Origin of the sequence: Polynucleobacter sp. UB-Raua-W9, assembly GCF_018687435.1 — a bacterium.
GTDB lineage: Bacteria > Pseudomonadota > Gammaproteobacteria > Burkholderiales > Burkholderiaceae > Polynucleobacter.
Window position 1 is genome coordinate 260,616 of record NZ_CP061290.1, and the last position, 26,131, is coordinate 286,746.

General features: G+C 46.0%; 37 protein-coding genes. 18 read left to right on the forward strand and 19 right to left on the reverse strand.

Translation table 11 applies throughout. From position 1 onward, the window contains the following. Positions 1-2 precede the first annotated feature (2 nt). From nusB to ribBA, 3 genes are read right to left on the reverse strand one after another with little or no spacing between them, the layout of a single operon-like run. Positions 3-515, reverse strand: coding sequence for a transcription antitermination factor NusB (nusB, locus tag AOC07_RS01385; RefSeq protein ID WP_251369660.1), 513 nt, complete (start codon positions 513-515; stop codon positions 3-5). A gap of 8 nt (positions 516-523) precedes the next feature. Then, positions 524-1,036, reverse strand: a complete 513-nt coding sequence (ribH, locus tag AOC07_RS01390) for a 6,7-dimethyl-8-ribityllumazine synthase (RefSeq protein ID WP_215293621.1) — start codon at positions 1,034-1,036, stop codon at positions 524-526. 32 nt (positions 1,037-1,068) lie between these two features. Beyond that, positions 1,069-2,208, reverse strand: coding sequence for a bifunctional 3,4-dihydroxy-2-butanone-4-phosphate synthase/GTP cyclohydrolase II (gene ribBA / locus AOC07_RS01395; protein WP_215357850.1), 1,140 nt, complete (start codon positions 2,206-2,208; stop codon positions 1,069-1,071). Positions 2,209-2,331: 123 nt separating this feature from the next. Between ribBA and AOC07_RS01400 the strand changes: the two genes are divergently transcribed. From AOC07_RS01400 to AOC07_RS01425, 6 genes are read left to right on the forward strand one after another with little or no spacing between them, the layout of a single operon-like run. Next, entirely contained in the window at positions 2,332-2,673 is a 342-nt protein-coding gene (locus AOC07_RS01400) for a hypothetical protein (RefSeq protein WP_215357852.1), read from the forward strand. Then, entirely contained in the window at positions 2,597-3,223 is a 627-nt protein-coding gene (locus AOC07_RS01405) for a hypothetical protein (RefSeq protein ID WP_215357853.1), read from the forward strand. Before AOC07_RS01400 ends, AOC07_RS01405 begins: the two co-directional genes overlap by 77 nt. Continuing rightward, positions 3,220-3,549, forward strand: a complete 330-nt coding sequence (locus tag AOC07_RS01410; protein ID WP_215357854.1) for a hypothetical protein — start codon at positions 3,220-3,222, stop codon at positions 3,547-3,549. Before AOC07_RS01405 ends, AOC07_RS01410 begins: the two co-directional genes overlap by 4 nt. Further along, on the forward strand, positions 3,542-4,096 hold the full coding sequence (locus AOC07_RS01415; RefSeq protein WP_251371689.1) for a Tfp pilus assembly protein FimT/FimU: 555 nt from the start codon (positions 3,542-3,544) through the stop codon (positions 4,094-4,096). Before AOC07_RS01410 ends, AOC07_RS01415 begins: the two co-directional genes overlap by 8 nt. Before the next feature lie 16 nt (positions 4,097-4,112). Continuing rightward, the gene (gene ribD, locus AOC07_RS01420; protein WP_215358398.1) at positions 4,113-5,228 is read left to right on the forward strand and encodes a bifunctional diaminohydroxyphosphoribosylaminopyrimidine deaminase/5-amino-6-(5-phosphoribosylamino)uracil reductase RibD; all 1,116 of its coding nucleotides are present in this window, start codon (positions 4,113-4,115) and stop codon (positions 5,226-5,228) included. A 9-nt stretch (positions 5,229-5,237) separates the two neighbouring features. After that, positions 5,238-5,855 (forward strand): riboflavin synthase, encoded by a 618-nt coding sequence (locus AOC07_RS01425; protein WP_215357856.1) that lies wholly within the window; start codon positions 5,238-5,240, stop codon positions 5,853-5,855. Positions 5,856-5,877: 22 nt separating this feature from the next. Here AOC07_RS01425 and queC read toward each other — a convergent pair whose 3' ends face one another. From queC to tolQ, 7 genes are all read right to left on the reverse strand, one after another. Further along, on the reverse strand, positions 5,878-6,621 hold the full coding sequence (queC, locus tag AOC07_RS01430) for a 7-cyano-7-deazaguanine synthase QueC (RefSeq protein ID WP_215357857.1): 744 nt from the start codon (positions 6,619-6,621) through the stop codon (positions 5,878-5,880). Between the two features lie 3 nt (positions 6,622-6,624). Beyond that, positions 6,625-7,350, reverse strand: a complete 726-nt coding sequence (gene ybgF / locus AOC07_RS01435; protein WP_215358400.1) for a tol-pal system protein YbgF — start codon at positions 7,348-7,350, stop codon at positions 6,625-6,627. A gap of 6 nt (positions 7,351-7,356) precedes the next feature. After that, positions 7,357-7,863, reverse strand: coding sequence for a peptidoglycan-associated lipoprotein Pal (pal, locus tag AOC07_RS01440; RefSeq protein ID WP_215357858.1), 507 nt, complete (start codon positions 7,861-7,863; stop codon positions 7,357-7,359). 143 nt (positions 7,864-8,006) lie between these two features. Then, positions 8,007-9,317 (reverse strand): Tol-Pal system beta propeller repeat protein TolB, encoded by a 1,311-nt coding sequence (gene tolB / locus AOC07_RS01445; RefSeq protein ID WP_215357859.1) that lies wholly within the window; start codon positions 9,315-9,317, stop codon positions 8,007-8,009. Positions 9,318-9,320: 3 nt separating this feature from the next. Then, complete coding sequence (locus AOC07_RS01450; RefSeq protein ID WP_215357860.1) at positions 9,321-10,130, reverse strand: cell envelope integrity protein TolA; 810 nt, start codon at positions 10,128-10,130, stop codon at positions 9,321-9,323. A 24-nt stretch (positions 10,131-10,154) separates the two neighbouring features. Then, on the reverse strand, positions 10,155-10,574 hold the full coding sequence (gene tolR / locus AOC07_RS01455; RefSeq protein ID WP_215357861.1) for a protein TolR: 420 nt from the start codon (positions 10,572-10,574) through the stop codon (positions 10,155-10,157). 11 nt (positions 10,575-10,585) lie between these two features. After that, positions 10,586-11,242 (reverse strand): protein TolQ, encoded by a 657-nt coding sequence (gene tolQ, locus AOC07_RS01460; protein ID WP_215293632.1) that lies wholly within the window; start codon positions 11,240-11,242, stop codon positions 10,586-10,588. Positions 11,243-11,318: 76 nt separating this feature from the next. Here tolQ and glyA point away from each other — a divergent pair, with 76 nt between their 5' ends. Beyond that, complete coding sequence (glyA, locus tag AOC07_RS01465) at positions 11,319-12,563, forward strand: serine hydroxymethyltransferase (RefSeq protein ID WP_215357862.1); 1,245 nt, start codon at positions 11,319-11,321, stop codon at positions 12,561-12,563. Positions 12,564-12,592: 29 nt separating this feature from the next. Then, positions 12,593-13,039 (forward strand): transcriptional regulator NrdR, encoded by a 447-nt coding sequence (gene nrdR / locus AOC07_RS01470; RefSeq protein ID WP_215293634.1) that lies wholly within the window; start codon positions 12,593-12,595, stop codon positions 13,037-13,039. A gap of 9 nt (positions 13,040-13,048) precedes the next feature. Here the strand turns inward: nrdR and AOC07_RS01475 are convergent, their stop codons facing one another. From AOC07_RS01475 to AOC07_RS01510, 8 genes are all read right to left on the reverse strand, one after another. Next, positions 13,049-13,366: a DNA-binding transcriptional regulator gene (locus tag AOC07_RS01475; protein ID WP_215357863.1), complete on the reverse strand. Its 318-nt coding sequence runs from the start codon at positions 13,364-13,366 to the stop codon at positions 13,049-13,051. Beyond that, positions 13,356-13,742, reverse strand: a complete 387-nt coding sequence (locus tag AOC07_RS01480) for a type II toxin-antitoxin system RelE/ParE family toxin (RefSeq protein WP_215357864.1) — start codon at positions 13,740-13,742, stop codon at positions 13,356-13,358. Before AOC07_RS01480 ends, AOC07_RS01475 begins: the two co-directional genes overlap by 11 nt. Positions 13,743-13,846: 104 nt before the next feature. After that, entirely contained in the window at positions 13,847-14,512 is a 666-nt protein-coding gene (adk, locus tag AOC07_RS01485) for an adenylate kinase (RefSeq protein ID WP_215357865.1), read from the reverse strand. Positions 14,513-14,628: 116 nt separating this feature from the next. Next, the gene (kdsB, locus tag AOC07_RS01490) at positions 14,629-15,390 is read right to left on the reverse strand and encodes a 3-deoxy-manno-octulosonate cytidylyltransferase (protein ID WP_215357866.1); all 762 of its coding nucleotides are present in this window, start codon (positions 15,388-15,390) and stop codon (positions 14,629-14,631) included. Positions 15,391-15,410: 20 nt separating this feature from the next. Next, the gene (locus AOC07_RS01495) at positions 15,411-15,590 is read right to left on the reverse strand and encodes a Trm112 family protein (protein ID WP_215293637.1); all 180 of its coding nucleotides are present in this window, start codon (positions 15,588-15,590) and stop codon (positions 15,411-15,413) included. 32 nt (positions 15,591-15,622) lie between these two features. Further along, the gene (gene lpxK / locus AOC07_RS01500) at positions 15,623-16,705 is read right to left on the reverse strand and encodes a tetraacyldisaccharide 4'-kinase (protein WP_215357868.1); all 1,083 of its coding nucleotides are present in this window, start codon (positions 16,703-16,705) and stop codon (positions 15,623-15,625) included. A gap of 23 nt (positions 16,706-16,728) precedes the next feature. After that, positions 16,729-17,196, reverse strand: a complete 468-nt coding sequence (locus tag AOC07_RS01505; RefSeq protein WP_215293639.1) for a biopolymer transporter ExbD — start codon at positions 17,194-17,196, stop codon at positions 16,729-16,731. Continuing rightward, positions 17,196-17,825: a MotA/TolQ/ExbB proton channel family protein gene (locus AOC07_RS01510; RefSeq protein ID WP_215293640.1), complete on the reverse strand. Its 630-nt coding sequence runs from the start codon at positions 17,823-17,825 to the stop codon at positions 17,196-17,198. Before AOC07_RS01510 ends, AOC07_RS01505 begins: the two co-directional genes overlap by 1 nt. A 313-nt stretch (positions 17,826-18,138) precedes the next feature. On the opposite strand from AOC07_RS01510, the gene xseA reads away from it, so the two are divergent. Both xseA and AOC07_RS01520 read left to right on the forward strand, forming a co-directional pair. Beyond that, on the forward strand, positions 18,139-19,353 hold the full coding sequence (gene xseA / locus AOC07_RS01515) for an exodeoxyribonuclease VII large subunit (RefSeq protein WP_215357870.1): 1,215 nt from the start codon (positions 18,139-18,141) through the stop codon (positions 19,351-19,353). 50 nt (positions 19,354-19,403) lie between these two features. Continuing rightward, entirely contained in the window at positions 19,404-20,609 is a 1,206-nt protein-coding gene (locus AOC07_RS01520) for a Fic family protein (protein WP_215357872.1), read from the forward strand. Between the two features lie 35 nt (positions 20,610-20,644). Here the strand turns inward: AOC07_RS01520 and murB are convergent, their stop codons facing one another. Next, positions 20,645-21,682 carry a UDP-N-acetylmuramate dehydrogenase gene (gene murB / locus AOC07_RS01525; protein WP_215357874.1) on the reverse strand — a complete coding sequence of 346 codons (1,038 nt, stop codon included), beginning with the start codon at positions 21,680-21,682 and terminating at the stop codon, positions 20,645-20,647. A gap of 90 nt (positions 21,683-21,772) precedes the next feature. Between murB and AOC07_RS01530 the strand changes: the two genes are divergently transcribed. The 8 genes from AOC07_RS01530 (at position 21,773) to AOC07_RS01565 (ending at position 25,965) form a co-directional block, all read left to right on the forward strand. Continuing rightward, positions 21,773-22,258: a YajQ family cyclic di-GMP-binding protein gene (locus tag AOC07_RS01530; RefSeq protein ID WP_215293643.1), complete on the forward strand. Its 486-nt coding sequence runs from the start codon at positions 21,773-21,775 to the stop codon at positions 22,256-22,258. Positions 22,259-22,325: 67 nt separating this feature from the next. Next, entirely contained in the window at positions 22,326-22,628 is a 303-nt protein-coding gene (locus AOC07_RS01535) for a BrnT family toxin (protein ID WP_215357876.1), read from the forward strand. Beyond that, the gene (locus AOC07_RS01540; protein ID WP_215357878.1) at positions 22,612-22,884 is read left to right on the forward strand and encodes a BrnA antitoxin family protein; all 273 of its coding nucleotides are present in this window, start codon (positions 22,612-22,614) and stop codon (positions 22,882-22,884) included. Before AOC07_RS01535 ends, AOC07_RS01540 begins: the two co-directional genes overlap by 17 nt. Before the next feature lie 30 nt (positions 22,885-22,914). Continuing rightward, a complete protein-coding gene (gene xerD / locus AOC07_RS01545) occupies positions 22,915-23,847 on the forward strand; it encodes a site-specific tyrosine recombinase XerD (RefSeq protein ID WP_215293646.1) in 933 nt (310 codons plus the stop codon). Positions 23,848-23,911: 64 nt separating this feature from the next. Next, positions 23,912-24,553 (forward strand): glycerol-3-phosphate 1-O-acyltransferase PlsY, encoded by a 642-nt coding sequence (gene plsY, locus AOC07_RS01550; RefSeq protein ID WP_215293647.1) that lies wholly within the window; start codon positions 23,912-23,914, stop codon positions 24,551-24,553. Positions 24,554-24,557: 4 nt separating this feature from the next. Next, on the forward strand, positions 24,558-24,929 hold the full coding sequence (locus AOC07_RS01555) for an MAPEG family protein (RefSeq protein ID WP_215357880.1): 372 nt from the start codon (positions 24,558-24,560) through the stop codon (positions 24,927-24,929). Positions 24,930-24,962: 33 nt separating this feature from the next. Continuing rightward, entirely contained in the window at positions 24,963-25,745 is a 783-nt protein-coding gene (gene folE, locus AOC07_RS01560; protein ID WP_251371693.1) for a GTP cyclohydrolase I, read from the forward strand. Positions 25,746-25,749: 4 nt separating this feature from the next. Beyond that, on the forward strand, positions 25,750-25,965 hold the full coding sequence (locus tag AOC07_RS01565; RefSeq protein ID WP_215293650.1) for a hypothetical protein: 216 nt from the start codon (positions 25,750-25,752) through the stop codon (positions 25,963-25,965). Positions 25,966-26,131 lie beyond the last annotated feature (166 nt).

Genomic DNA, 26,131 nt, shown 5'->3' on the forward strand with positions numbered 1-26,131 from the left:
GGTTAACCTGCTTGCGTCTCAGCGCTACGTAATGTTTGAGCCAGCAAGTCCAGAACGCCATTCACATATTTATGGCCGTCAGTTCCACCAAAAGTCTTAGCAAGCTCAACTGCTTCATTGATGGCTACTTTGTACGGCACAGAAAGATCTGCTGCTAACTCGTAGGTACCGATTAGTAGCGCAGCGTGTTCAACGGGAGAAAGTTCATTAATCGGACGATCCAATGCCGGAGTGATGAGAGCCTCTAATTCATCTGCCCGATCTAGGACGCCTTCAAAGATACCCTGAAATAGCTCTAATTGACAGCGGCGAAATGCTGGGTCTTCAGCCAGTTGTTTTGCGATGGCACCGCTATTTGGTAGGCTGCCTGCACGTCGCACTACTAGGCTTTGATATACACCCTGAAGAGCGTATTCGCGGGCACGTCGACGTGGAGTCAGGGAGCGCTTGGGGGCGGCTGACTTCACGTCTTTTGTTGTTGCAGGGGCGGAAGAGTTAAGGCTAGATTTAGGCATGAGAATAATTATTCTTCGCTTGAGTTGATTTCGATATCAATATCGGGAGTGAGTGCCAGGGCAAGATTGGCCATTTCTACTGCGGCTCTGGCACAATCTGCGCCTTTGACCTCTACCCGTACTTGCGCTTGCTCATCAGTATCGCAAGTCAATACACCATTTGCGATTGGCAGTCCTGATTCGATCGAGATGCGAGTAATGCCAGCGGCTGATTCATTTGAGACAAGTTCAAAGTGGTAAGTTTCACCACGGATCACGGCGCCTAATGCTACTAAACCATCGAACTCACCAGTCTCAGCGAGCTTTTGTAGAGCAAACGGAATTTCAAGGGCGCCAGGAACGGTAACGAGTTTGATATCAGATTGTGCAACACCTAAAGAAATTAATTCTTTAATGCAGGCATTCGTGAGCGCAAGGCAATGTTCTTCATTGAAGCGGGCTTGCACAATGCCAATGCGAAGATCTTGACCATTCAGGTCTGCTTCTAGTACACCTACAAAGTCATTGTTGGAGCTAGTCATGATTAAAATTTTCTAGATGAGTTCAGAAGAGCTTACGGTGTAGCGGGTTTGTAAGGTTGGTAAGCTGTCACTTCAAGCTTATAACCAGATAGGCTTGGTACCGGGCTTGGGTTCGCAAGCAAGCGCATTTTGCCAACACCAATGTCTTTTAAGATCTGGGCGCCAATACCATAGCTTCTGAAATCCGTTTTGCGTGCTAATGGTTTTTTGACCTCATCTTTTGATTGGTTAAGCTTCTGAAATTCCGCTAACCAATCTTGATCATTTGGTGCTGCAATGCCTGAAGCATTCAGAAGTACTGCAACGCCTGCTGGGGCAGTAGCAATCTGCTGTAAAGCTTGTGCGAGTGGCCAGGAGTGATTACTGACCTGTGAGTCTAGGAAATCCAATGCGGTTACTGGTTCGTGTACGCGCACTAATGTTTCTTGGGTCTCAGCAGGTTTGCCATGCACTAAGGCAATGTGTATGCATGAGCTTGGAGTATCGCGATAAATGATGCCTTTGAACTTCCCCCAAGGGGTAATAAATTCACGCTCACCTTCGCGGACCACGATGCTTTCGTGTTGGCTACGATATTTAATCAAATCAGCAATGCTGCCAATCTTCAATTGATGCTCTTTAGCAAACTCCAGGAGATCTGGCAGACGTGCCATGCTGCCATCATCTTTCATAATTTCACAGATGACTGACGTCGGTGAGCAGCCCGCCATTGCAGCAAGGTCGCAACCTGCTTCAGTGTGGCCTGAGCGAATGAGCACGCCACCTGGCTGAGCCATGAGCGGGAAGATGTGACCTGGTTGGACTAAGTCGCTTGGTTTGGCATTAAGGGCGACAGCAGTTTTAATCGTTAAGGCGCGGTCTGCAGCGGAGATGCCAGTAGTCACTCCAGTGGCAGCTTCAATCGAGACTGTGAAATTCGTTCCCATTGAGGTGCCGTTATCACGGACCATCAAAGGAAGGTTTAATTGCTGACAGCGCTCGCGGGTCAGGGTGAGGCAGATAAGGCCGCGACCATGCTTTGCCATGAAGTTCACCGCTTCAGCAGTGACGTGATCAGCCGCCAGAACAAGATCTCCCTCGTTTTCACGATCTTCTTCGTCAACGAGCACGACCATCTTGCCGGCGCGTAGTTCGGCAATGATTTCTTCTGTGGATGCAAGCATATTTGGCATAGCCCTCTATTTTAAGCTGAGGAGGCAATTACCGTGAGGTCTTACAGGAATATGCTGACTTTCTGACAGCAAGAGCATCAGTGAGATCTTTTAAGGGCTTATAGACCCCCTGAAAATGCTTCTATGTACAAGTCATGCCAAGTTGCCCAAAAAGATCCAAAGGATCCTCGAATTGACTCATTTAAAGGCTTTGTCTTATTGGAGGTATTGCTAGCGATGAGTCTTATTTTGGGTGTTTGGATGGCTCTCGTCGGAACTTATCAAAACTTAGCCTTACGAACCACCCAAACCGAAAGTAAAAGAGCTCAGCTTAGAGTGGAGTTCGATAAGGTTGAGACAAGTGAGCGGGCTAGGGCAAATGCCAAAGCAAATAGTAAAGGCCTAATTCATGAATCTTCTCGAGTGTCTAGTCGCAATCGCACTAAGCATGCTACTTCTCAATCCACTGTTAAAAACAAGCGCTGATTTAGTGGCTAAGCAAATCGAGTATGAAAAAAGACAAGCGCTGACTTCTGAAGCAGAGCGTGCCTTCGAGCTCATTGGCCGCGCGATTCGAGCGGCGGGCTATCGCAATATCAATACAACTCAAAATTACAAACAAGTAGATCAATTCATTCAAGTCCACAAAAGCTCAGGTTATCAAGGGTCTGACTCTTTAATGGTGCAACATGAGTTATCTACTGGGATCGACTTTGATTGCATTGGTAATGTACTAAATAAAGAGCGGACTAAGAATGGGTTTGCTCGCCAAGGATTTTTAGTAGATAGGCAGGCTGGGATTGCTAAAGGCATCAAGGTAAATGGCGGATCCTTGATTTGTCAATCGCTCGATCGCCAGGGCCGTTTGCAAAATACGACATTGATGAATAGTGTGAACCACTTATGGATTGAAGAGCTTGCCGCTTCAGAAAAAGCACAAGCACAAAAACTATTTAAAGTAAGTCTGCAGATGACCGACGGAGCCCTATTAAATATAGACTTGGAACGTACCTTTAGCACAAGAAATCTACCATGATTCTTGCTTGGGTGATTTCATTATTGTTGCTCTGTGCCTCTTTAGTCGTGCATCTCGAGCGCTTGACTGCACTAAGAATAGTTGAGTTCAAAACACTTGAAATAACGCAACAAAACTTTATTGCAGCAGAAAAAGCAGTATCAGATTGTGAGAATCATTTCACTACACTTTCTTTATTAAGTGATAACCCCTGTTTTATTCAGCCAATTTCGAAAACTATCTGGTTAATCACTAGTAAACAAAAACCAGCGATTCAGGTTCACATTGCCTTCGATGAAAAGTCTGGTAAAGCTACACGCATCAATTGGCGACAAGTATTTGAATAAATATCACCCCTCTCAAGGTGTTAGCTTGCTCGAGTTAATGGTGGTGATGTTGATCGTTGCGATCATGGCGATGATCACCATGCCGCTTTTACAAAACCAAATCGCTGCTCGAGAAATAGATTCCGTTGCAAGGCGATTTATTACGCATGCTCTTTTTACTCGGCAGCAAGCATTGCATTTAGGTGAGCAGGTATTACTGAAGCCCATTACTGAGATTGGCTGGGATGATGGCTGGGTGGTTCAGAGCGGCTGCCTTGTTAAAGCGACTCAATCGAATTGCGTACCAAAGTATTGGTTTTCTCAGGGAGCTATAGATCCCATTTATTTTAAGGGGGGTGGCAAGCAATTTGTAGACCCCCATTCGGGCAAAAGAGGCATTTTGTTCAATGCGGCTGGGGCTGCTAGGACCGGACAAGGAGGTTTTGTGGCTAATCGGCTGATCTTGGGTCACGATAGAGCCCCAGGTCTTGAACGGCAGCTTATTTTGGGTAGTGGAGGCCGCTGGAGAATCTGTGACCCAACTAGGGATGCCAAGCGCTGTCATTGAATGGTTTAATAGATGTATGTATAGCGCAGTTGACCACCAGTTTATGAGCGAAGCTTTGGCCGAGGCTCAAAAAGCAATCTATTTGTCGAACCCAAACCCGCGGGTAGGCTGTGTCATCGTAAAGGGTGGGAAAGTCATTGGGCGCGGCTTTACTCAAAAGGTAGGTGAAGCACATGCGGAAGTACAAGCATTGGCCGACGCTCAATTGAAGGGCAAGGATCCAATAGGCTCCACTGTCTACGTCACACTAGAGCCTTGCAATCACACCGGTAAAACACCTCCGTGCGTTGATGCTTTGATTGCTGCAAAGCCAGCCAAAGTCATTGTTGCTATGAGTGACCCCAACCCATTGGTTGGCGGCAAGGGTTTAGAAAGAATAAAAGTAGCAGGTATTGATGTGCAGTGTGGTTTGTTGGAGGCAGAAGCCCAAGCGCTGAATCGTGGATTCATTTCGAGAATGGCAAAAGGTCTTCCTTGGGTGCGGATGAAAATCGCTGCCAGCTTAGATGGAAATACTGCACTGCCAGATGGCAAGAGTCAGTGGATTACTGGCCCTCTTGCCAGGGCAGACGGCCACCACTGGCGTGCACAAGCTTGCGCAATCGTGACAGGTGTTGGTACTGTTAAAGAAGATGACCCCTCTCTCAATGTAAGAGATGTCGTAACGCAACGCCAACCTTGCAGAATCATTATTGACTCCAGGCTGGAGATGCCATCAAGCGCTAAGATACTCAAACATCTTGATCGGTCACCAGTACTGATTATCTGTGCTGACCTCGACTCTCCAGAAAGACGTGAGAAAGCAAGGACCTTTACAGAGCGTGGCATTGAGGTAGTTGTTATGGCCAGCGCCTCTGGTAAGGTAGATCTACCAAAACTCTTTTCTTATCTAGCCAAAGAGCGTGAGATGAATGAGATTCATGTTGAGGCCGGTTTTAAGCTCAATGGATCAATGCTCCGAGAAAACTGCGTAGATGAGTTGTTGCTCTATTACGCACCATTTTTCATGGGCGAAGGAATTGGCATGGCAAATATACCGGGTTTAGCCACATTAGATGCGCCAAAGAGATGGAAGGTAATTGATCAAAGTCTCTTTGAATCTGATTTAAGGCTCAGGTTAATTAAGCACTAAAATCTCATCATGTTTACTGGAATCATTACTGCTGTTGGTCAAATTACAAGCGCTCAAGTTAAAGGCGATGGTTTGCATTTGCTGGTTGAGGTGCCGGCTGGCTACTTGGACGATGTTGCCTTAGGTGACAGTATTGCGATTCAGGGGGCTTGCATGACTGCAACGCAACTTCAGGGTAATACATTCTCTCTGGATATTTCTCGTGAGTCACTGAATAAAACAGTTGGCCTTGATAGGGTCGGTCCTGTGAATCTTGAGAAGGCAATGCGCCTCAATGATCGTTTGGGTGGCCACTTGGTCAGTGGGCACGTAGATGGTGCTGGTAAGGTAGCGCACTTCTCGCAAGTGGCAAACGATGCCTATGGTTCTTGGCTGTTACGCATTGAGGCTCCCAAAGACTTAGCTCCATACTTGGCTTATAAGGGGTCGATTGTGGTGAACGGCGTTTCGCTCACAGTCAATAAAACAGAAGATAGTTCAAATGCTTGTGTAGTTGACATTAATCTGATTCCGCATACTCTGCAAAGTACTACCCTAGGCAATTTGCAACAGGGTGATGCTGTCAATCTTGAAGTGGATTTGATTGCGCGTTATGTGGCGCGTATGCTTGAAACTCAAGCAAAATAATTTTCAAATCTCAATAAATTACTTATATGTTTTTGCGGTAGCGAGTTGGATCGCTCACATTACCTTGTTTAAAGCCTGCTTGACGCAAGCGGCAAGATTCACATTCTCCACAGGCTTCACCTAAATCATTGGCTTGGTAGCAAGATACGGTCTGTGAGTAATCTACGCCCATTGTGCTGCCAAGCTGAATGATTTCTGCCTTCGTTAAATTGATAATCGGTGCATGAACTCGAAAGCGATTCTCATCATTGAGTGCCTCTACGCCTGCTTTAGTGGCCAAATTAGCCATATGTTCAAAAGAGGCTACATATTCAGGCCGGCAATCAGGGTAGCCAGAATAATCGACCGCATTAGCGCCATAGAAAACATCTAAGCCACCCAATGATTCGGCCCAACCCAAGGCAAGGGATAGCAAAATTGTGTTGCGTGCCGGTACATAAGTAACCGGAATTTCTTGATCTTTACCGGGGGTGGTTGGGACTGCAATGGAAGAGTCTGTTAAAGCTGAACCACCAAAACGAGTAAGGTCTAAATTGACCACCTCATGACGAATGACGCCAACTTGCTTGGCAATATGTTTGGCTGCAGCTAGTTCAGAGGAGTGACGTTGTCCATAGCCTACTGAGAGTGCATAGGGTGAATAGCCTAAGTCTTTGGCTAAAGCGAGAACTGTTGTTGAGTCTAGACCGCCAGAAAATAAAATGACCGCAGGAGCGCCAGGCTTACGTGGCGCCAGATTCTGAAACGCGGCAGACAGTTTGGACATGAATTACTTGGTGGCGGCCAGAAGCTGCTGCGCATCTTTAGCTGCCTCAGTATCGGGATACTTAGCAACGATCTCGCTAAAAGTCTTTTTAGCAGCCACCTTATTGCCGCTCTCTAACTGTGAGTTCCCTAGGGTGACCATTGCAGCTGGGACGCGTGGGTGAGCTGGATAATTTTTAATGAGGCTTTGCAGTTGACTTATTGCGCCAGCATAAGCCTTGTTGGCGTATTTACTGTTGCCACCCCAGTACAGTGTGAGAGGCAAGTAAGGGCTTTTTGGGTATTTGGCTGCGAATGCAGAAAATCCTTCGTCTGCCTTCTTAAGACTGCCTGTCTGGAAGGCTTTTAGTGCATCGTCATAAGCCTTTTTTTCGCCAGGCTGCACCGTTCCGCTAACGCCCTCGATCGTCACACTACGCGGCTCAAAATTACCTAAGCGAGTATCTAGATCTTGGTAATACGTCTTTTGACTAGATGAAATATCTTCGCCTTGTTTTTCTAGATTTTCAATCTTGCCGCGCAACTCAGCATTATCTGCTTTGAGTTTTTCAATCTCACCCTGTAATTCAAGCTGGGTAGTTGCTAAAGTTTTGCGTAAGTCAAGAATCGCTTTGCGCGCTTCATCATCTGAGAAGAGGGCCCAGGCACTGTTAGGGGTGCCCAAGCAAATCAAGGTGGCACCTAAACAAAACGCTCGTGAGAGCGTTTGTTTTGCAGAAGTTAACAGCATCTTCACTTAGTTTGTGATGTAAACAATGTCAGCACGGCGGTTCTCAGCCCAAGCTGCTTCAGTATCACCCTCTGCTTTGGGTTTTTCTTTACCAAAGCTGACGGCTTCCATCTGATCATCGGATACGCCCATCAAGCTCAATGATTTGCGAACTGCGTCCGAACGACGTTGACCAAGTGCCAAGTTGTATTCAGCAGTGCCGCGCTCATCGGTATTGCCTTGAATGATGATCTTCTGTTTTGGATTGGCTTTTAAATAACTTGCGTGGGCAGATAGCATTTTTTGGTATTTAGTTTGCACAGTGTATTCGTCAAAACCAAAATAAACACTCTTCTCAAACAATGGGCTACTAGGGTCATTCCATGGCTGTGAGCCAAATTTGCCACTACCGCTTCCGCTACCATTCGTACCGTCAACATCGTCTAATTTCACGCTCGAACAGGCGGCTAGCAAAAATGCAGTTGCTCCGATCAGGGTAAATGTGGCGGCACGGCGTGCGAGAGAAATCTTCATGGTCTTTCCTTTTTCTTACAAACTAACTCAGTAAATATCTGAGCTTATAGCCAACATTATGCCTCTAAGACTATAATAAGAAGCGATTTCGCCTTAAAAGAGGGTGTGGCGGAAAGGGTTTATGGATGAAGACTTAGTCAGCCTTAATCCATAAATGGGCCCCAGGATGGCTGACGCACGTCAGAGCCTGGAATGCTCAAAATCTGTTTTGAGTTGCCATCTACAGAAACGGCGGCCAATACCCGCTTACCATTGACTTTGGTGGAGTAGAGCACATAGCGGCCATTAGCAGCAAAAGAAGGCGACTCATCGCTAGTGCCATCCGTTAAAGCTTGTGCATCGCCAGTTGCCAAATTCAGAATATAGAGTCGATAAGCCCCGCCAACATTGGCAATGTATGCCAAATATTTTCCATCCGGAGAAATTCGGGGTGAAGTGACGAAGCCTTGTTTGTAGCTTACCCTTTTCACGCCCTCAGCTTGCTCGCCTTCGGCACTCATGCGATAGATTTGTGGGTTGCCACCACGATCGCTCGTGAAATAAATATAACGACCATCAGCGGAGTATTGGGGCTCAGTATCAATGGTGTAGCCGCGAGTTAAGCGATGCAAACCTGTGCCATCAGCATTAATGCCATAGATCTGAGTGTTGCCATCTTTAGAAAGAGAGATTGCTAATCTTTTGCCATCAGGTGACCATGCCGGTGCACTGTTGTTTCCCTTTTGATTAGAAAGAGAAATGCGACGACCAGTTGCTAGCTCATGAACATAAATCACGGGTTTACGATCTTCGAATGAAACGTAGGCCACTTTCTTGCCATCGGGCGACCATGATGGAGAAATAATGGGCTCGCCACTATTCATGGCATTACGAATATTCTGACCATCCGCATCCGAAATCACCAGACGATAGCGCTTGCCATCCTTGATGACATACGACAGGCGGGTGGAGAAGACACCGCGCTCACCGAGTAATTTGAAGATGATGTCATCAGCAATTTTATGGGCTGCTGCGCGGAGATTATCCGCACTAGAGTCAAGCTTTAGGCCGCCTAGGCTTTGGGATTTTCGAACATCAAAGAGCTTGTAATGAATCTCAAACTGAGCATTGCCTGTTTGAATGACGGAGCCGACCACTAAAGCATCGGCGCCACGTGCAGACCACGATTTGTAGTTTGGTGTGCCCTCATCGCTTTCAGCGGCATTGCCATTCTCAGTATTTTTAAAGTAACCGCTACGCGCTAAGTCCTGGCGAATGATTTCAGTAACGCTAGTCGGCAATTTATTTTCATCTTTAAAGCGCATCACGGCAATCGGGTAGAGCGATTGACCAACGCCTGTGATTTCGATATTCATTTGAGCGAATGCGGGGGTTGTTGTGCCAATGAATAGCGCAATAACTACTGTGCTGAGTAACTGCAATTTCAAAACGATTCTTTTCATCAACTGCAACATGCATTAGTCCTTAGGTTTAAAGGTCAGCTTTACTTCACGTTGTGGAATTTTGCCATTGTCATCTTTTGGCAAACTTTCTGCACGAGAAAGTGCTAGTAAGACTGCGCGATCCCAGCTGGGATTGCCGCTTGAGCTTAAAACACTCGTACTCAAGATGCCGCCATCTGGAGCCAGGTTGACCTGGATGACTGCTGCGGGGTTGCCACTAACAGATTCCGCATTAAACACAATGAGAGGTTTTACCTTCTTGATGACTTTGTCAGTCCAGCCAGGAGGGGCATTGCCACCGCCACCAACACCGCTACCTACCGTGCCGCCACTGCCGCCCTCAGCCCCTGCGGCTGCACGAAGGCGAGCCAATTGATCGGCGCGCACCTTTTCAGCTGCTGCATTGGCTTTAGTTTCAGCAGGAGATAGCGCTTTCAGAGTCTCCACTTTTTTTGGTGGCTCCTTTTCTTTCTCCTTTGCTGGAGGCGGTTTGACTGTCTTCGGAGACTCCTTCACCACTTCTTTTTTAGGAGGCTCTTTTTCAACTTGCTTTTTCTGAACTGCAATCTCAGCAGCCTCTTCTTTAACCACGGTTTTCATTTCTGGTTCTGGCGAGGTTTGTACTTGTGGCACCGAATCCCACAACTCTACCTCGACCCCAGAAGGAGTACTGTTATTCCAGCTAATGCCAATCATTAAAAAAGCCAGTAGACCTAAGTGCGCAATTAAAGAAAAACCAAAAGCGCGTTTAGTACTCTCTTTTTTTGTTAGACGTGCCCGCTTAAATGGCGCGTGATTGAATTGAAAGGTTTGTGAGCCGTTCATGGATAAAGTCGCCTGAGCTAGACCTTATTGGCTCTTGACTGCTAAGCCAACGCGTTTGACACCATTCTCTTTGAGTTTAGACATGACGTTCATGACAGTTTCATATTTGATGGACTTATCCGCAGCTAGCACTATAGGTTGATCAGCAGATTTTTCTGCCTGGGATCTTGCAAATGCACCTAACTCAAATTGATTGAGAGTTTGAACTGGTTCACCATCTTTTCGGACAATGACATTCTCATTGGCATCAATGGTCAGAAAGACTGGTGGCAGGGCTTGTACCTTAGCGCCACCAACAGTTGGTAAGTTCACGACCCCTGGATTCACCATGGGTGCGGTGACCATAAAAATCACGAGCAATACCAACATCACATCGATATACGGAACGACGTTGATGTCGGACATGGCCCGACGTTTTGATTTACGCAAAGAAGATCCAGCCATCACTTTTTCGCTTAACGTCCCGCAGTTTGACGCTGCAAAATGTTGGTGAACTCTTCAATGAATGTTTCAAAGCGAATTGCTAGGCGATCGACATCGGTAGCGGCGCGGTTATAAGCAACCACTGCAGGGATGGCTGCGAACAAGCCAATTGCCGTTGCGACCAAAGCCTCTGCAATACCGGGAGCTACAGCAGAAAGTGTTGCATTTTGCACGTTGGCTAAGCCGCGGAAGGCATGCATGATTCCCCATACCGTGCCAAAGAGACCGATGTAAGGTGATACTGAGCCCACAGAAGCCAAGAAGGGTAAGTTAGCTTCCAGAATATCCATTTCGCGCTGATAAGTTGCCTTCATGGCTCGGCGAGCAGCGTCGATTTCACGAACCTTCTTGAACTCTTGCATGCCAGCTTCAAAGATGTGCTCCAAGACAGCATCACTGCGGGTGTTGCGTTGAGCGGACGCTAAAAGGGTAGCCAAGTCTCCGCCAGACCAAAAATCACGCTCAAACCGCTCGGTGTCACGTCTAACCCCTCGTAAAACAGCCGTTTTCTTGAAAATAATGGTCCAAGAGGCAATAGACATCCCTAGTAATAACAACATTACCAACTGGACTAATAGGCTGGCATTGAGGACTAGAGAGAGAAAGGAGAGGTCTTGTGTAGTGGTCATGGTGGATTTTGTATGATGTAGGTTGATTTTACTAAGTTAATTCACTTAGTAATCCAACTTCTTCAGGATTATTACCATGTTTGACCGTCAGAACACCCTTGCAAAAGTTGACCCAGAGTTATGGGCAGCCATTCAGAACGAAAATAAGCGTCAAGAAGACCATATTGAGCTCATTGCCTCTGAGAACTACACCTCACCAGCAGTGATGGCAGCCCAAGGCTCTCAGTTAACTAATAAGTACGCTGAAGGCTATCCGGGTAAAAGGTATTACGGCGGCTGTGAATTTGTGGACGTTGCTGAGCAATTGGCGATTGATCGCGTCAAAGCTTTGTTTGGGTCTGAAGCAGCAAATGTGCAGCCACATTGTGGCGCTTCTGCAAACCAAGCGGTGTTCTTGGCTTTCTTAAAACCAGGTGACACATTCATGGGTATGAGTCTGGCTGAAGGTGGCCACTTGACTCACGGCATGGCACTCAACATGAGTGGTAAGTGGTTCAACCCAATCGCTTATGGCCTCGATAAAAATGAAGAAATCGATTACGAGCAAATGGAGCATTTAGCTCGTGAGCACAAACCAAAATTGATTATTGCTGGTGCATCTGCTTACTCTAGGAAAATTGATTTTGAGCGCATTGGTAAATTAGCCAAAGAAGTGGGCGCGATTTTTATGGTTGATATGGCGCACTATGCAGGCTTGGTGGCTGCTGGTGTTTATCCAAATCCAGTACCGCATGCGGACATCGTCACATCTACTACCCATAAGAGCTTGCGTGGCCCACGTGGCGGCATCATCTTGATGAAGGCTGAGCATGAGAAGGCGATTAACTCTGCAGTATTTCCAGGCCTGCAGGGCGGCCCTTTGATGCATGTGATCGCTGCAAAAGCAGTGGCCTTCAAAGAAGCGCAGGAACCTGGTTTTAAAGATTACCAAAAGCAGGTGATTGCTAATGCCAAATCATTAGCAGAGACATTAATCTCTCGAGGCCTACGCATTGTTTCTGGTGGTACAGATTCACATGTGATGTTGGTGGATTTGCGTGCCAAGAAAATGACTGGTAAAGAGGCTGAGCGCGTATTAGGCGAAGCGCATATTACTTGCAATAAGAATGGCATTCCGAATGATCCAGAAAAACCAATGGTCACCAGCGGTATTCGTTTGGGTTCGCCTGCTATGACAACCCGTGGTTTTAAAGAAGCAGAAGCAAGGCAAGTGGGTAATTTTATTGCGGATGTATTGGACAACCCCAATGATGAACAAAATATTGCTAAAGTGCGCGCGCAAGTAGCTGAGCTCACCAAACGTTTCCCGGTTTACGGTTAAACCTAAAACACTTAAGAAAAGAGCCCACATTGCGCTGCCCTTTTTGCCATAACGACGATACCCAGGTTCTAGATACCCGGGTATCGGATGAAGGCGATACCATTCGGCGGCGGCGGCGTTGTGCTAAATGCGACAAGCGCTTTACGACTTATGAGCGGGTGGAGCTGGCCTTACCGGCAATCGTCAAGAAGAATGGCAGCCGGGTAGAGTACAGCCATGACAAGCTTGTAAGTTCAATTAAGCTAGCCCTCAGGAAGCGTCCCGTATCTTCAGATTCTGTAGACGAATCGATTGCACGTATTGAGGAGAAGCTTCTGAGCCTAGGTGAAAAAGAAATCCCTAGCGAACGCGTTGGCGAATTGGTGATGCGTGAACTGAAACGCTTAGATAAAGTAGCCTACATCCGCTTTGCCTCTGTCTACAGAAGCTTTGCCGATATTGAGTCTTTTGAGAGCGCTCTCAAAGAACTGAAATAGACGGCGCTCTTACAAAACAATTTCTAGGCCCTTCCTCTCGATTAACGAGAGCAGTTTTAAAGAGGGTCCACTAGGCTTTTTGTCTCCCGCTTCCCACTTCTGAATGGTTGATAGGCTGGTGTTGATCGCTACTGCAAAGACGGCTTGACTAAGCCTTGTTTTGACGCGCAACCTTTTGATACGGCTTGCCGTCATTGGCTTTACATCAAGATTGCGCAGTGCCTCAAATTCCTCCAAGCTCTTTTTGGTAATTAGCCCCGATTTATGCAGGCCAAACACGGTCTGCTGCATTTCCTGAATAATTCGACTCTTTTGTTTATTGATCATAAAGCTTCAACTCCTTTAATTCTCCATCGCTAATTGCTATATCTATTTCACGATCAGCCAAATTGAGTAGTCTTTTTGCTGCCTCTTGTAAATACAGTAATTCATCATTACTAATGTTTGACTTTTCATTTTTTGCATAGCCAAAAATAAAAAACCAGCGCCTTAAAAGCCTGCTTGCAACCATGACTCTGGCACCTGATCTTTTTCCTCCGCCTGTAAGAGCAATTCTTTTCTTATACACGTGATTTCCAAGGTCGGCATCTATTAAGCCATCTTCCATTTCTCTTACTGCACGTAATAAATAATTGTCTTGCAGATCATTCTTGTTCATCCATTTTGTAAAGGTTTTGGTCTTTAGAACACGTTTTTTGGCCATGCAAAAACTATACCACTTAGTGGTATAGACATATATTACCTGATATCTTGATAATGTAAAAGGGGCTGCAAATTGCAGCCCCTTTAAAAGTAAAGTTTGAGGATTTACTTCAATTCAGCAAAGATGGAAGCGGTGATGTCATCAACGCTGCCGGTACCGCTTACTTTGCGATAAGCGGGAGCCTTTACTTTATCAGCGGGATTAGCTTGCGCTGCCCATGATGAGTAGTAGTGAATCAGTGGGCGAGTTTGATCGTCATACACTTGCAAGCGCTTGCGAACAGTTTCTTCTTTATCGTCATCGCGCTGTATCAAATCATCGCCAGTCACATCATCCTTGCCTGCCACCTTTGGTGGATTGAACTTCACGTGATAAGTGCGGCCCGATGCCGGGTGAACGCGTCGACCGCTCATGCGATCAATGATGGCATCAAATGGAACATCGATTTCTAAAACATAATCGATGGGCACGCCAGCATCTTTCATTGCTTGTGCCTGCGGAATGGTTCTTGGAAAGCCGTCAAATAAATAACCTTTACTGCAATCAGGTTGAGTTAAGCGATCTTTCACAAGGCCAATGATGATGTCGTCAGACACTAGGCCGCCGGAATCCATAATTTTTTTGGCTGCAATACCCAGTTCAGTTCCTGCTTTTACGGCGGCGCGCAACATATCGCCAGTGGAGATTTGTGGAATAGCAAATTTTTCGCAAATAAACTGAGCTTGTGTGCCTTTTCCAGCACCTGGTGCACCGAGCAGAATTAACCGCATTGTTTTCCCCTTAGAAGAGCTTTAATTGTCCCGTATTTTTTCGGGATCCTTTGTATCTAATGACTAGGATTATCCCCGAGAAACCCTAGGAGGCTAGCAATTGAGCCTTAGTTGCCTTACTTGACTTCAAGTAGGCGTCTGACCCGTTCCAGGTCTTCAGGGGTATCGATACCTGCCGGCGGTGTTTCTGACGCAATGTGAACGGCAATTCGGTAGCCATTCCACAGGGCGCGCAGTTGCTCTAGTGCCTCTGCCTGCTCTGGCGGTGCAGGCTCTAGCCTGCTGTAGGCCTGTAAAAAGTCTGCTCTGTATGCATATATGCCTAAATGGCGCAGATGTTCTGTTTTATGGACGCTCTGGGTATCGCGCACAAATGGAATCGGCGCTCTTGAAAAATACAGAGCTTCACCGGCACGATTGAGTACTACTTTGACAACATTGGGGTTATCAATTTCCGCATGATCGGCGATGGGCACTGCAACGGTCGAGATCGCGCATTGCGTATTTTCTGCCAAAGTTTGCGCCACTTGATTAATGAGTTCTGGTGGAATGAGTGGCTCATCACCTTGAACATTGACGACTAAAGCATCGGCTGGCAGCTTTAGCAATTGTGCAACTTCAGCTAAGCGATCAGTACCAGTTGGGTGATCGGGGCTGGTTAATAAACATTCAATGCGGTACTCATTGCAGGCTGCCTCGATTTCTGGAGAGTCTGTTGCAACAACAACACTGTGTGCAAGTGATTGCTTGGCGCGTTCAGCCACTCGAATCACCATCGGCTTGCCGGCAATATCCGCGAGCGGTTTGCGTGGTAAGCGGGTTGAACCCAGTCTTGCTGGTATTACCACGAAGAAATCCGGGGTTATTTTCTCACTCATACAAGAAGAGGTTAGATAGCTTAGAGAATTTCATCGGCACTTAAATTGCGCGCTTCATCTACCAGCATCACTGGTACGTCATCGCGAATGGGGTATGCCAGACGATCGGCTTTACAAATAAGCTCATCTTTGGCAGCATCTAAATGCAAAGCGCTTTTGCATAAGGGGCAAACTAAAATTTCTAGCAAACGTTTATCCATGATGAGTTAAGTTTAGCGCCTTAAGAGTAGATTTATAAGTTATAACAATAGGGATCTGGTCTTTGCAAAATCGATTGCATCCAGTCTACCAAGTTATCAGGCAGATTTAGGCTCAATGGCACCACCCAGATTCGCTCATCTGTAATCGCAGCGCATTTAACTGCATCTTTTTCAGTAATGAGAATGCAATCAGCCTGAATTGCACTAAAAAACTCTGGGGTGTAGGTAGCATGATCTGGCATTGCGATGCAATTGCCGGCGATACCCTGTTTTCGAAGGGCGTTAAAAAAACGCTGTGGGTTGCCAAGCGCGGCAACGGCAGTAATTTTGCTTGGTAGTAGTTGCTCAGCAATCTGAGTTAGCGTTTTGGTGTTGCTGTGATTGAAGAGTTGGTATGGGCAGCCCATAGTTCCCAACAAAGTAAATGCGCGGCGACCTTCAAAGTACTCTTCGGGCGAGCCGCTTTTATTGCCGCCAGTAGACTCTGTTAGTAAAGTGGCATCTCGTCCGCGACTTGCTGGCTCACGAAGTGGCCCAGCGGGTAACAAAAAGCGATTGCCCTCACCCCGGCCATCGCGCACTACAAACTCAATATCGCGGCCACCTTCACGTGCAGGCCAACGTGCTAGGCCGCTATGTTGTAAACCATCATCACTAATGATGACATTCACTTCGGGGGAGTTCTTTAAAAGTGCTTTGATACTTTTCTGTCGCTTTGGAAAAACCCAAATCGGAAATTGATCATGCGTACGCTGGGCAATCAAGACTGGTTCATCTCCTACTTGCATTGGATCAGAGTTGCCGTGCACTTGAATGGGTGAGATGGGCGTAGATCCGTACCCTCTACTGATGATGCCCGGCTTCCATCCTAGTTGGGATAGGCGTTGCGCTAACGCAATCACAATCGGAGTTTTGCCCGTCCCACCCACCCGAATATTACCTACGATGATCGTCGGAATCGGTGAGGCTTGGCGGTTGATCAGGCCTAAATCCTGCATAAATTTGCGGGCACGCAGAACTAAGCCATATAGCCAAGATAGAGGCCATAGCAAGAGAGCAGTAGGCCCGCGCCTTTCCCAAAACTGAGGTGCTTTACGGAACAAAGAGATCGCCATGATGAAAGTGTTGTTCTCTAGGTTTACTTTTTGGTTTGGCTACTAAATACAATATTGGAAAGATTCGCATCCCGTGCGGCTTCTAGAGCACTCATGACCGCCTGATGCGGCGCTTTCGCGTCGGCATCAATATTTACTTGTAAATTGCTCACACCCTCTTTTGTGCTGCTACCTTGATTGCTAAGCTGAATGAGTGCACTACTCAGCTGGGTCCGATCCGTTACCTTACCGTTGATTGCAAAGCGTCCATCACGACTCACAGCAATGTGTACTTGTTTATTGTCCGCCTGACTCTCGCTGCCGTTAGCGGTTGGCAGCGTGATGGCTAATTCTTGATAACGGGTAAAGGTGGTGGAGATCATTAAAAAGATCAACACAACCAACAAGACATCAATAAAGGGAATGAGATTAATTTCTGGTTCAACAGAAACGGGAGCGGTCCCAAGAGAAAAGCCTCTCTTAGAGGGTGAGTGCAGACTGAGCCAGCTCATCAAAAATTAGTGGGGTACAGTTTTTTGAATAACTGGCGTGTGAATTCTTCGCACTCACGCTGACGTTGGGTGGCAATCGCTTTTAGTCCTCGCCATGCTCCGAGCGCTGGAATAGCGATCATCAAGCCGAAAGCCGTGTTGTAAAGCGCAACCGAAATTCCATGGGCCAATTGTTGTGGACTACCAGCACCATTAATGGCGCCTTGGCTACCAAAAATTTCAATCATCCCCACCACAGTGCCAAATAAACCTAACAAGGGGGCAATGGTGGCGATTGTTGCCAAAACGCCAAGGTAGCGATCCAATTTGATCCAAGTCGTTTGTGCTGCCGCTTGGAGCTCTTCTAGTGCCGCTTCAGAACTGCTGCCATTAAGCTTTTCTTTTAAAACGCAAGCGAGCAGAGGGCAGGCTGGAGAGATCTGCGCTAAGGCGCTAATTTGCGCATCTGCAGGCTGATTTTTTTTTAGTATTTGGCTACAAAGGCTAAAAGCAGTTTCTAGACAATTTTTTGGAAAGATGTGGGTTTGGCGTAGATACCAGCTACGCTCCAGGACAATAGCCAAGCCAATGACGGAAATGATCAATAAAGGCCAAATTGGCCAGCCAGCGGATAGTAAGATTGAGTACATAAGCTCAGTACTTTAGCTGAATTAAGAAACCTGTTTTGAAAAGCTAGCCTGTGGATAACTCTGTGCAAAACTTTTTCGGGATTGTGCGCTAAGTCCTTGATTGGTGGTAAAGCCGGTAGGAATTGACCTAAATGTTCTATGATTAAATTGAAAAATTAACTATATAAATCAATGACTTAATATTTATCTATTGGATTTATGAGACGTTTTGGGTCAGTAATTACTTACTTTTGCCCGTAGGCCAAGGGTGAATGAGCTTCTGTGGATATTTATTGCCGTCTAAGTCAGATGGCCTTGTGGATAAAGAGAAAAAATGTCGGAAATATCAAGGGAAATTCTGAGTGTTGGCGATCTAAACCGTGCCATTGCAGCCTCTTTAGAGGATCGTTTCGATACCGTTTGGGTTTGCGGGGAGATTTCCAACTTTAAGGCTTATGACAGCGGACATTGGTACTTCTCATTAAAGGATGAGGAAGGTCAGATTCGCTGTGTGATGTTTCGGGGTCGTAATGGCCAAGTTGGGTTTATGCCCCAGTCAGGTGACTTGGTAGAGGTGAGTGCCAGCTTGGGGATGTATGTTCCTAGGGGCGACATCCAGCTGACCATTCAAACTTTACGCCGGGCAGGCATGGGTGGTTTATACGAGGCCTTTTTAAAGCTCAAAGCTAAATTGGCTAAAGAAGGTTTGTTTGATGAAGAACGCAAACGAGAAATACCGACGCACCCTAGATCGATTGGCATTATCACTTCGCCTCAAGCAGCCGCTCTAAAAGATGTTCTTTCTACTTTAGCAAGACGAGCGCCTCATATTCCGATTGTGATTTATCCAACCCTAGTGCAAGGGCCTGATGCTCCTGCCGGAATTATTGCAGCGCTCAAAGCTGCTGAAAAAGAAAATACAGTCGACATCATTTTGTTAGTACGCGGTGGTGGCAGCATTGAAGATTTATGGGCATTTAATGACGAGCAACTTGCTTATGCGATTGCCAGTTCAAATATTCCGGTGGTGAGTGGCGTAGGACATGAGACCGATTTCACGATCGCTGATTTTGTAGCGGATCTGAGAGCACCAACTCCAACGGGCGCAGCCGAATTAGCAGCCCCGCGCAAAGATCAGCTCCTGCAAGAGCTAGATGCCATGAAGCAAGCATTATTGCAGCGCGTGGATCAGCGTATAGAACGTGAAGCGCAAACCCTGGATCAATTGGCTTTGCGATTAAGTCATGCATTGCCAAACCCAGATCGGATGCGCGAGCAAATCATGAGTTGGCAGCTACGCTTAAATCAAGCCTGGTCAGTGCGCATAGAAAACATGAAGCGTAACCAATCACATTACCAATCCCAGCTAGAGATACTTAATCCCCAAAGAACACTTGAGCGGGGTTATGCAGTTATCTTAAGTAAAAATAAAGATCAATTGCATGCGGTGCGCAATCCTAGAGAGCTTAATACAGAGCAAGGTTTTCAGGTAAGGCTGGCTGAAGGTCAGGCGGAAGTGCAGTTTTTAAAAGTATTGCATGAGCCGTAATTTCTAAAATACGGCTCAGTATTTGAGTCGTATATGATAAAATACGGCTCATGAGCACTAAATTTAACCAAAAACCTACCTTAAAAGCTATCTGGCAGCAGCTTCATTGGCCTAATTTCAAGGCGGATAGCCTTGGGGTCCAAGGCGCCCTTTTGCGTGCCAGAAAGAAGCAAGGGGAGGTAATTGGTCAGGCAAATGCATTGGGGCTCAAGGGTGCTCAGGAGTTAATTCAGAGTAGATACATTCAAGAAGTTATTGCGACTTCTGCGATTGAAGGAGAAAAGTTAAATCTGGATTCAGTAAGGTCTTCAGTGTTTCGCAAATTGGGGCTTTTCTTGGTGGACGATATTTCGCCGTTAGATAAGAAAGTTGATGGACTTGTAAATATATTACAGGATGCACTCGAGAGCCGTGAGAACGACTTAGACAAGGAAAAACTTTTTCAATGGCATCAAGCATTATTTCCTGGAGCAATCAACTCCTTGGCGCGCATCAGAGTTGGCAGTTTTCGGGATCATGAAGATCCTATGCAAATTATTAGCGGAAGACAGGGCAAAGAAACTGTTCATTTCACTGCACCACCTTCATCAAGGGTTGAGGCCGAAATCAAGGAATTTTTAGATTGGTTCAACAAAACTCGACCTAATATTCAAGCGGCTACAAATTCGAAAATTTTCGAGACTCAAATGGATGGCCTTACGCGGGCAGCTATAGCTCATTTATGGTTTGAAACAATTCATCCATTTGAAGATGGAAATGGAAGGTTGGGCAGAGCGATAGTAGAGATGGCAATGGCTCAAGATGCGCGATCTGGAGAAAAGCTATACAGCCTCTCTGAGCAGATGATGGCTAATCGTTCAAGTTATTACGATGCTCTGAATGCTGCACAGCATGGGAATCTAGATGTTTCCGAATGGGTAATATGGTTTGCAAATAGTTGTGAGCTTGCTTGCGAGGCTTCGTGCGAGGTGATGAAAAGCGCCATTAAAAAGTCAAATTTTTGGGCTCAGCACCTTCATGTGCAATTAAATAATAGACAAAAGAAAATTATTCAGAGGCTGTTAGATGATGGCGATGGTGGATTTTTGGGTGGATTAAATGCGGAAAAGTATATGAAAATTACTGGAAGCTCAAAAGCAACGGCTTCAAGGGATTTATCGGATCTACTGAAAAGTAAGATGTTGTTTTCGGTGGGGCACGGTAAGGCTTTGCGCTATTACATCAGTGTTGTCGGCTGGACTCATGGCCTCGAGTAATTTTCGGCAATCTCCTTGCTAATGCAAAAAGTTATTTAGAGAATGTTAGGTTCAATCTCTAAGCTCACACCAAACTCGTTGCGCACTTTGTCTTGAATGCATTTAGCAAGGCCCAGAATATCTTGCGCAGTACCATTGCCATAATTCACTAGAACTAGGGCTTGGTTTTCATAAACACCTACTTCACCCATCCGCTGACCTTTAAAGCCACATTGGTCAATCAGCCAGCCTGCAGCCAGTTTTCGTTTTCCAGGAGCATCTGGATAAGACGCCAAGTCGACATATTTTTTGAGCAGTGTTTCGTATTGTTCATTCGGAATGACTGGGTTATGGAAAAAGCTACCCGCATTACCAATTACTTTAGGGTCGGGTAATTTATGAGTCCGAATTTTACACACCGCTAAAAAGATTTCTTCTGCAGTTGGATTGGGATTTTCCTCAAACTGTTTTGCTAGATCGGCGTAATGAATCTTGGCCTGCCAAACTTTGGGTATTTTAAAGACGACCTTTGCCACGATAAAGCGCTGGGGATGTTGTTTGAAGTAGCTATTACGATAAGCAAACTGACAATCATCTTTACTCAGAGTGACAAAGGCGTGGATCTTGACATCAAACGCTTCGATGCTATCAATGTAATCGGCGATCTCAATGCCATAAGCGCCAATGTTCTGGATGGGCGCAGCGCCAACGGTGCCAGGAATGAGCGCCAAATTTTCTAAGCCAGGTAAATTATTTTCTAGGGTCCAGGCAACAAACTCATGCCAGTTGACCCCGCCCCCAACCGCAATCAAAGTCGCATTTTGGTCAGAAGGAAGAATTTCTTGGCCAGTGATATTCATAAGCAAGGTAGCGCCTGGCAAAACCTTGGGCAAAATCACATTACTGCCACCGCCCAATACTCGCCATGGCAAATTCTGCGTATTAACCTCTGTCATGACTCCCGCAATGTCCCCTGGGGCAGTAATTTCATAAGCAATATCGGCCGTAGCATCCAGGCCAAAGGTATTTCGGTCCTTTAAGCCCAAATGGGGCGTCGATTTGGTTGGTCCAGGCGCATATGGGGCGGAGTTCATGACACAATCTTATTCGAATGTCTGCCAAATCCGCAGATAATTGGCGTAATACTAATGAGATCACTCAAAGAAATAGAGAAGGAGTAAGAAATGCCCTCATTTGACGTAGTTTGCGAACCCGATATGGTTGAGCTCAAAAATGCAATTGAGCAGTCCAATAAAGAAATCAGTAATCGTTTTGACTTTAAGGGCTCTGATAGCCGTGTAGAGCAAAAAGATGAAGCACTCATTTTGTACGGTGACGATGACTTTAAATTGGGTCAAGTGCGCGATGTACTTTTTGGCAAGATGGCTAAGCGTAACGTGGACGTGCGTTACCTCAAAGACGATAAAAAAGAGACTATCGGTAGTGATAAGCGTAAGCAAACCATGAAGATACAAAAAGGTATTACTTCAGAGCTCTCTAAAAAAGTCGTACGCATTATCAAAGACAGCAAGATCAAAGTGCAGGCGAGTATTCAGGGTGATGCCGTGCGTGTGACTGGTGGCAAGCGCGATGATTTACAAGAAACCATGGCCCTGTTGAAAAAAGAAGTCACTGAAGCGCCATTGGGCTTTAACAACTTCCGTGACTAATGTTCTAGCGAGGGTTGCAATAACCACTTGCGCCCTAGGTTCATGTATATTATGATAATATACATGAATGATAGACTTTGATTGCATTGTTGGATTTCAGTGGGACACAGGCAATGCTTATAAAAGTAATGAAAAGCATGCCGTATCTCAAGGGGAGGCTGAAGAGATTTTTTTTAATCAACCTTTATTAATTGCTGGGGATGAAAAGCATAGCCTGGAAGAGAGGCGTTACCTCGCGCTAGGTATTACATCGCTTGGCAGACTCTTGTCTGTGGTGTTTACTTTGCGCAAGCAAGCGACTCTTATTCAAGTGGTTTCTGCAAGACCAATGAGTAGAAAAGAAAGGGCATTTTATGAAAAAGCCTACTAAAGTGATTCCAAAGTTTAAGGATGAAAAGGAAGAGCGTTCCTTTTGGGATAAGAATGATGCTGCCGATTACTTTGACCTATCAAAGGCGGTACGCGTCACAATGCCAAATCTTAAGCCGACAACTGCCTCTATTTCCCTGCGTCTCTCACAGAGTTTCTTGGAGAATATTAAGTTGCAGGCTAATAAGTTAGATGTCCCTTATCAATCATTGATGAAAATTTGGCTGGCCGAAAAGTTAGAAGAGGTTACCAAGTAAGTTGGGGAATACCTAGGCCTCTAGCTCACTATGTCTGCTTTTAAAGGCGCCGAATTTCCAATAGCCCCAGTAAGCCAGGAGGCTATTGAACGTTTTTGTGATGCTTGCTGGTTGGAGGATGGCCTGGCGCAAAATAGCCTGGCCGCATACCGTAGGGACTTATTGCTGCTAGCGCAGTGGCTCTTCAAAAATCACCAATCTGATTTATATGCTGTGACAGAAAAAGATCTCACAGCTTACATTGCTCATCGAAGATCTGATAAAGCCACTACTGCTAATCGACGCTTAACAGTCTTCAAGCGTTTTTATCGGCATGCTCTCCGAATCAATTTAGTCAAAAATGATCCGTGTATTGGCTTGCGTGCTGCTAAGCAAGCACTGCGCTTTCCAAAAACTTTAAGTGAAGATCAAGTCAACGCACTTCTAAATGCCCCTGATATTGAGACGCCGCTGGGACTGCGTGATCGCACCATGTTGGAGTTGATGTATGCCAGTGGACTACGCGTTTCAGAAATAGTTTCCCTTAAAACCGTAGCATTAGGATTAAATGAGGGTGTAGTACGTGTAGTGAACGGCAAAGGCGGCAAGGAGCGTCTTGTACCCTTTGGTGGTGAGGCAGGGCAGTGGTTACGTAGATATCTCGCGGATGCAAGAACGCCCTTGCTTGAAGGAAAAACGACAGATGCGGTATTTGTAGGGCGTCATACTGGCACGGGCTTAACGAGACAAGCTTTTTGGGCCTTGATCAAGCGTTACGCTACGCTGGCCAATATCCCGGTCGCTTTATCACCCCACACTTTGCGCCATGCTTTTGCGACCCATTTACTCAATCATGGGGCAGATTTGCGGGTAGTACAGCTACTTTTGGGGCATGCCGATATCTCCACTACCCAGATCTATACCCACGTCGCTAGAGAGCGCCTTAAATCAATCCATCAGCAGCATCATCCGCGTGGCAGTTAAAGTGCGCAACAAGCGCAAATTAGAAACACAAATCAGTAACTCAATAAATGATTAAGATAGCGATATGACTTTTGATTCAGATATCTTGCTGATCCCCATTGCTTATTTGATCGGCTCAATCTCGTTTGCAGTGGTGGTCAGTAAATGTATGCAACTACCAGATCCCCATACTTATGGATCTGGTAATCCTGGCGCAACCAATGTCTTGCGTACTGGCAATAAATTAGCTGCAGCACTTACCTTCATTGGTGATGCGCTTAAGGGTTACCTGGCTGTGATGCTGGCGAGAGTGCTTCTTGGGGAGCAATCCTTAACTTCCACTTTGAGCTCTTGGGTTCTATGCGGCGTTGTGCTCGCCGTATTTTTAGGGCACCTCTTTCCGATTTTTCATGGTTTTAAGGGTGGCAAGGGTGTGGCAACAGCCTGCGGAATTTTATTTGGCGTTAATGCTATTTTAGGAGTCGCAACACTGAGCACTTGGATCATTGTTGCTGTGTTTTTGCGTTACTCCTCTTTGGCGGCTTTAGCCGCAGCCATCTTCGGCCCCATTTATTTTGTTTTTTTGTTTGGTTTTCAGCCGATGGGTATTGCACTCACACTGGTGTGCCTTTTACTCATTTGGCGCCACCGCAGCAATATTCGTAATTTAATGAATGGTACCGAGAGTCGTATTGGCTCTAAAAAAGACTTACAGAAAGCGCAGTAAAAATATGACTATTGCTTATGCCTGTGTACTCTTTATGGGATTATTTCCGTACGTTGCTGCGGGCATTGCAAAAAAAGGTTTTGACCATTACGACAACAGCATGCCGAGACAGTGGCTTGCCAAGCAAACGGGATTTAGAGCCAGAGCTAATGCAGCGCAAGCCAACCTTTTTGAATCACTACCACTCTTTTTTGCTGCAGTAATTATTGCCAGCATGAACGATGCACCTCAAGCCAGAATTGATCTTTTGGCGATAGTTTTTGTAATGGCTCGTATTGTCTATCTGGTTTGCTACATTGCCAATTGGCCAACGACCCGATCGATTGTTTGGTTGGCTGGGTTGGCTTGTGTAGTAACCATTTTCTTCCAGATTTGAATTTAAAAATAACCAATAAAACACCGAGACAAGATGCCATCCACACCAACAAAAAAAGTACCTGTCAAGAAAGTAGCCCTGAACAGCGCGACTAGAAAGAAGCCGCCGACTAAAAAAATTGCAGTAAAGAGAGAGAGTGCTGGCCTACCTTTATCAGTAGTTATACGTCGTCGCATCGAAGCGCAAAAAGCGCGCTTTCATGCGAACGATAATATTGCTGCATTCATTCGACCTGGCGATCTTGAGGGTTTGGTTGATGAGGTCGCAGAGAAGATGCAGGCTGTGCTTGAGAGTTTGGTGATTGACACGCAAAGTGACCACAACACCAAAAATACTAGCCGGCGTGTTGCCAAGATGTTTGTTCAAGAAGTCTTTAATGGCCGCTATGTAGAGCAGCCGACCTTAACCAAGTTTCCCAATGTAAGTCGTTTAAATGAGCTCATGATCATTGGGCCTATCACCGTACGCAGTGCTTGCTCTCATCACCTTTGCCCCATCATGGGCCGTATTTGGATTGGTGTTCTACCGAGCAAAGAATCCGCTTTAATTGGATTATCTAAATATTCCAGACTTACCGAGTGGGTGATGTGTAGACCACAGATTCAGGAAGAGGCAGTGGTGGAGTTGGCAGATATGCTGGAGAGAAAAATTAAGCCTGTAGGAGTGGCTATTGTGATGGATGCCGATCATTTTTGTATGCAGTGGCGGGGCGTAAAAGATCGTGACTCAAAAATGGTAAATAGTGTGATGCGCGGCGCATTCTTAAAAGACCCCAATTTGCGTCGCGAATTTTTATCATTGCTAGAAAAGCGCTAGTCTAATGCTGGCATCTCCTGGAAAATATCTTTTAGCAGTGCTCACTTTTGGCCTTGTCGCTTGTGGTGGGTTTCCATCGACTCATCCCAATGCTGCTAAAAATAATGCAGCTACTTATAAGGTGGATCTACAGGATTGCAAGCTGGCATATCCTGAAACGCCTGATGGGGTTTATCTCAAGCAGCGGATTGCCTGTCTGAAACTCAAGGGTTGGGAGTAAGTCTTTTTGTCCCCCAAGATTCAGAATATTTTCTTGAGAATTGTTCTCAACAAATAAGCTATATAAATCATGGGCTTGCAATGCGAGTGGCAGCTATAAACCTTCTCCACTATGATCACCCCTAGATTTAGAGGTGCATATCCATTGCACGCCTTTTACAGTTTTA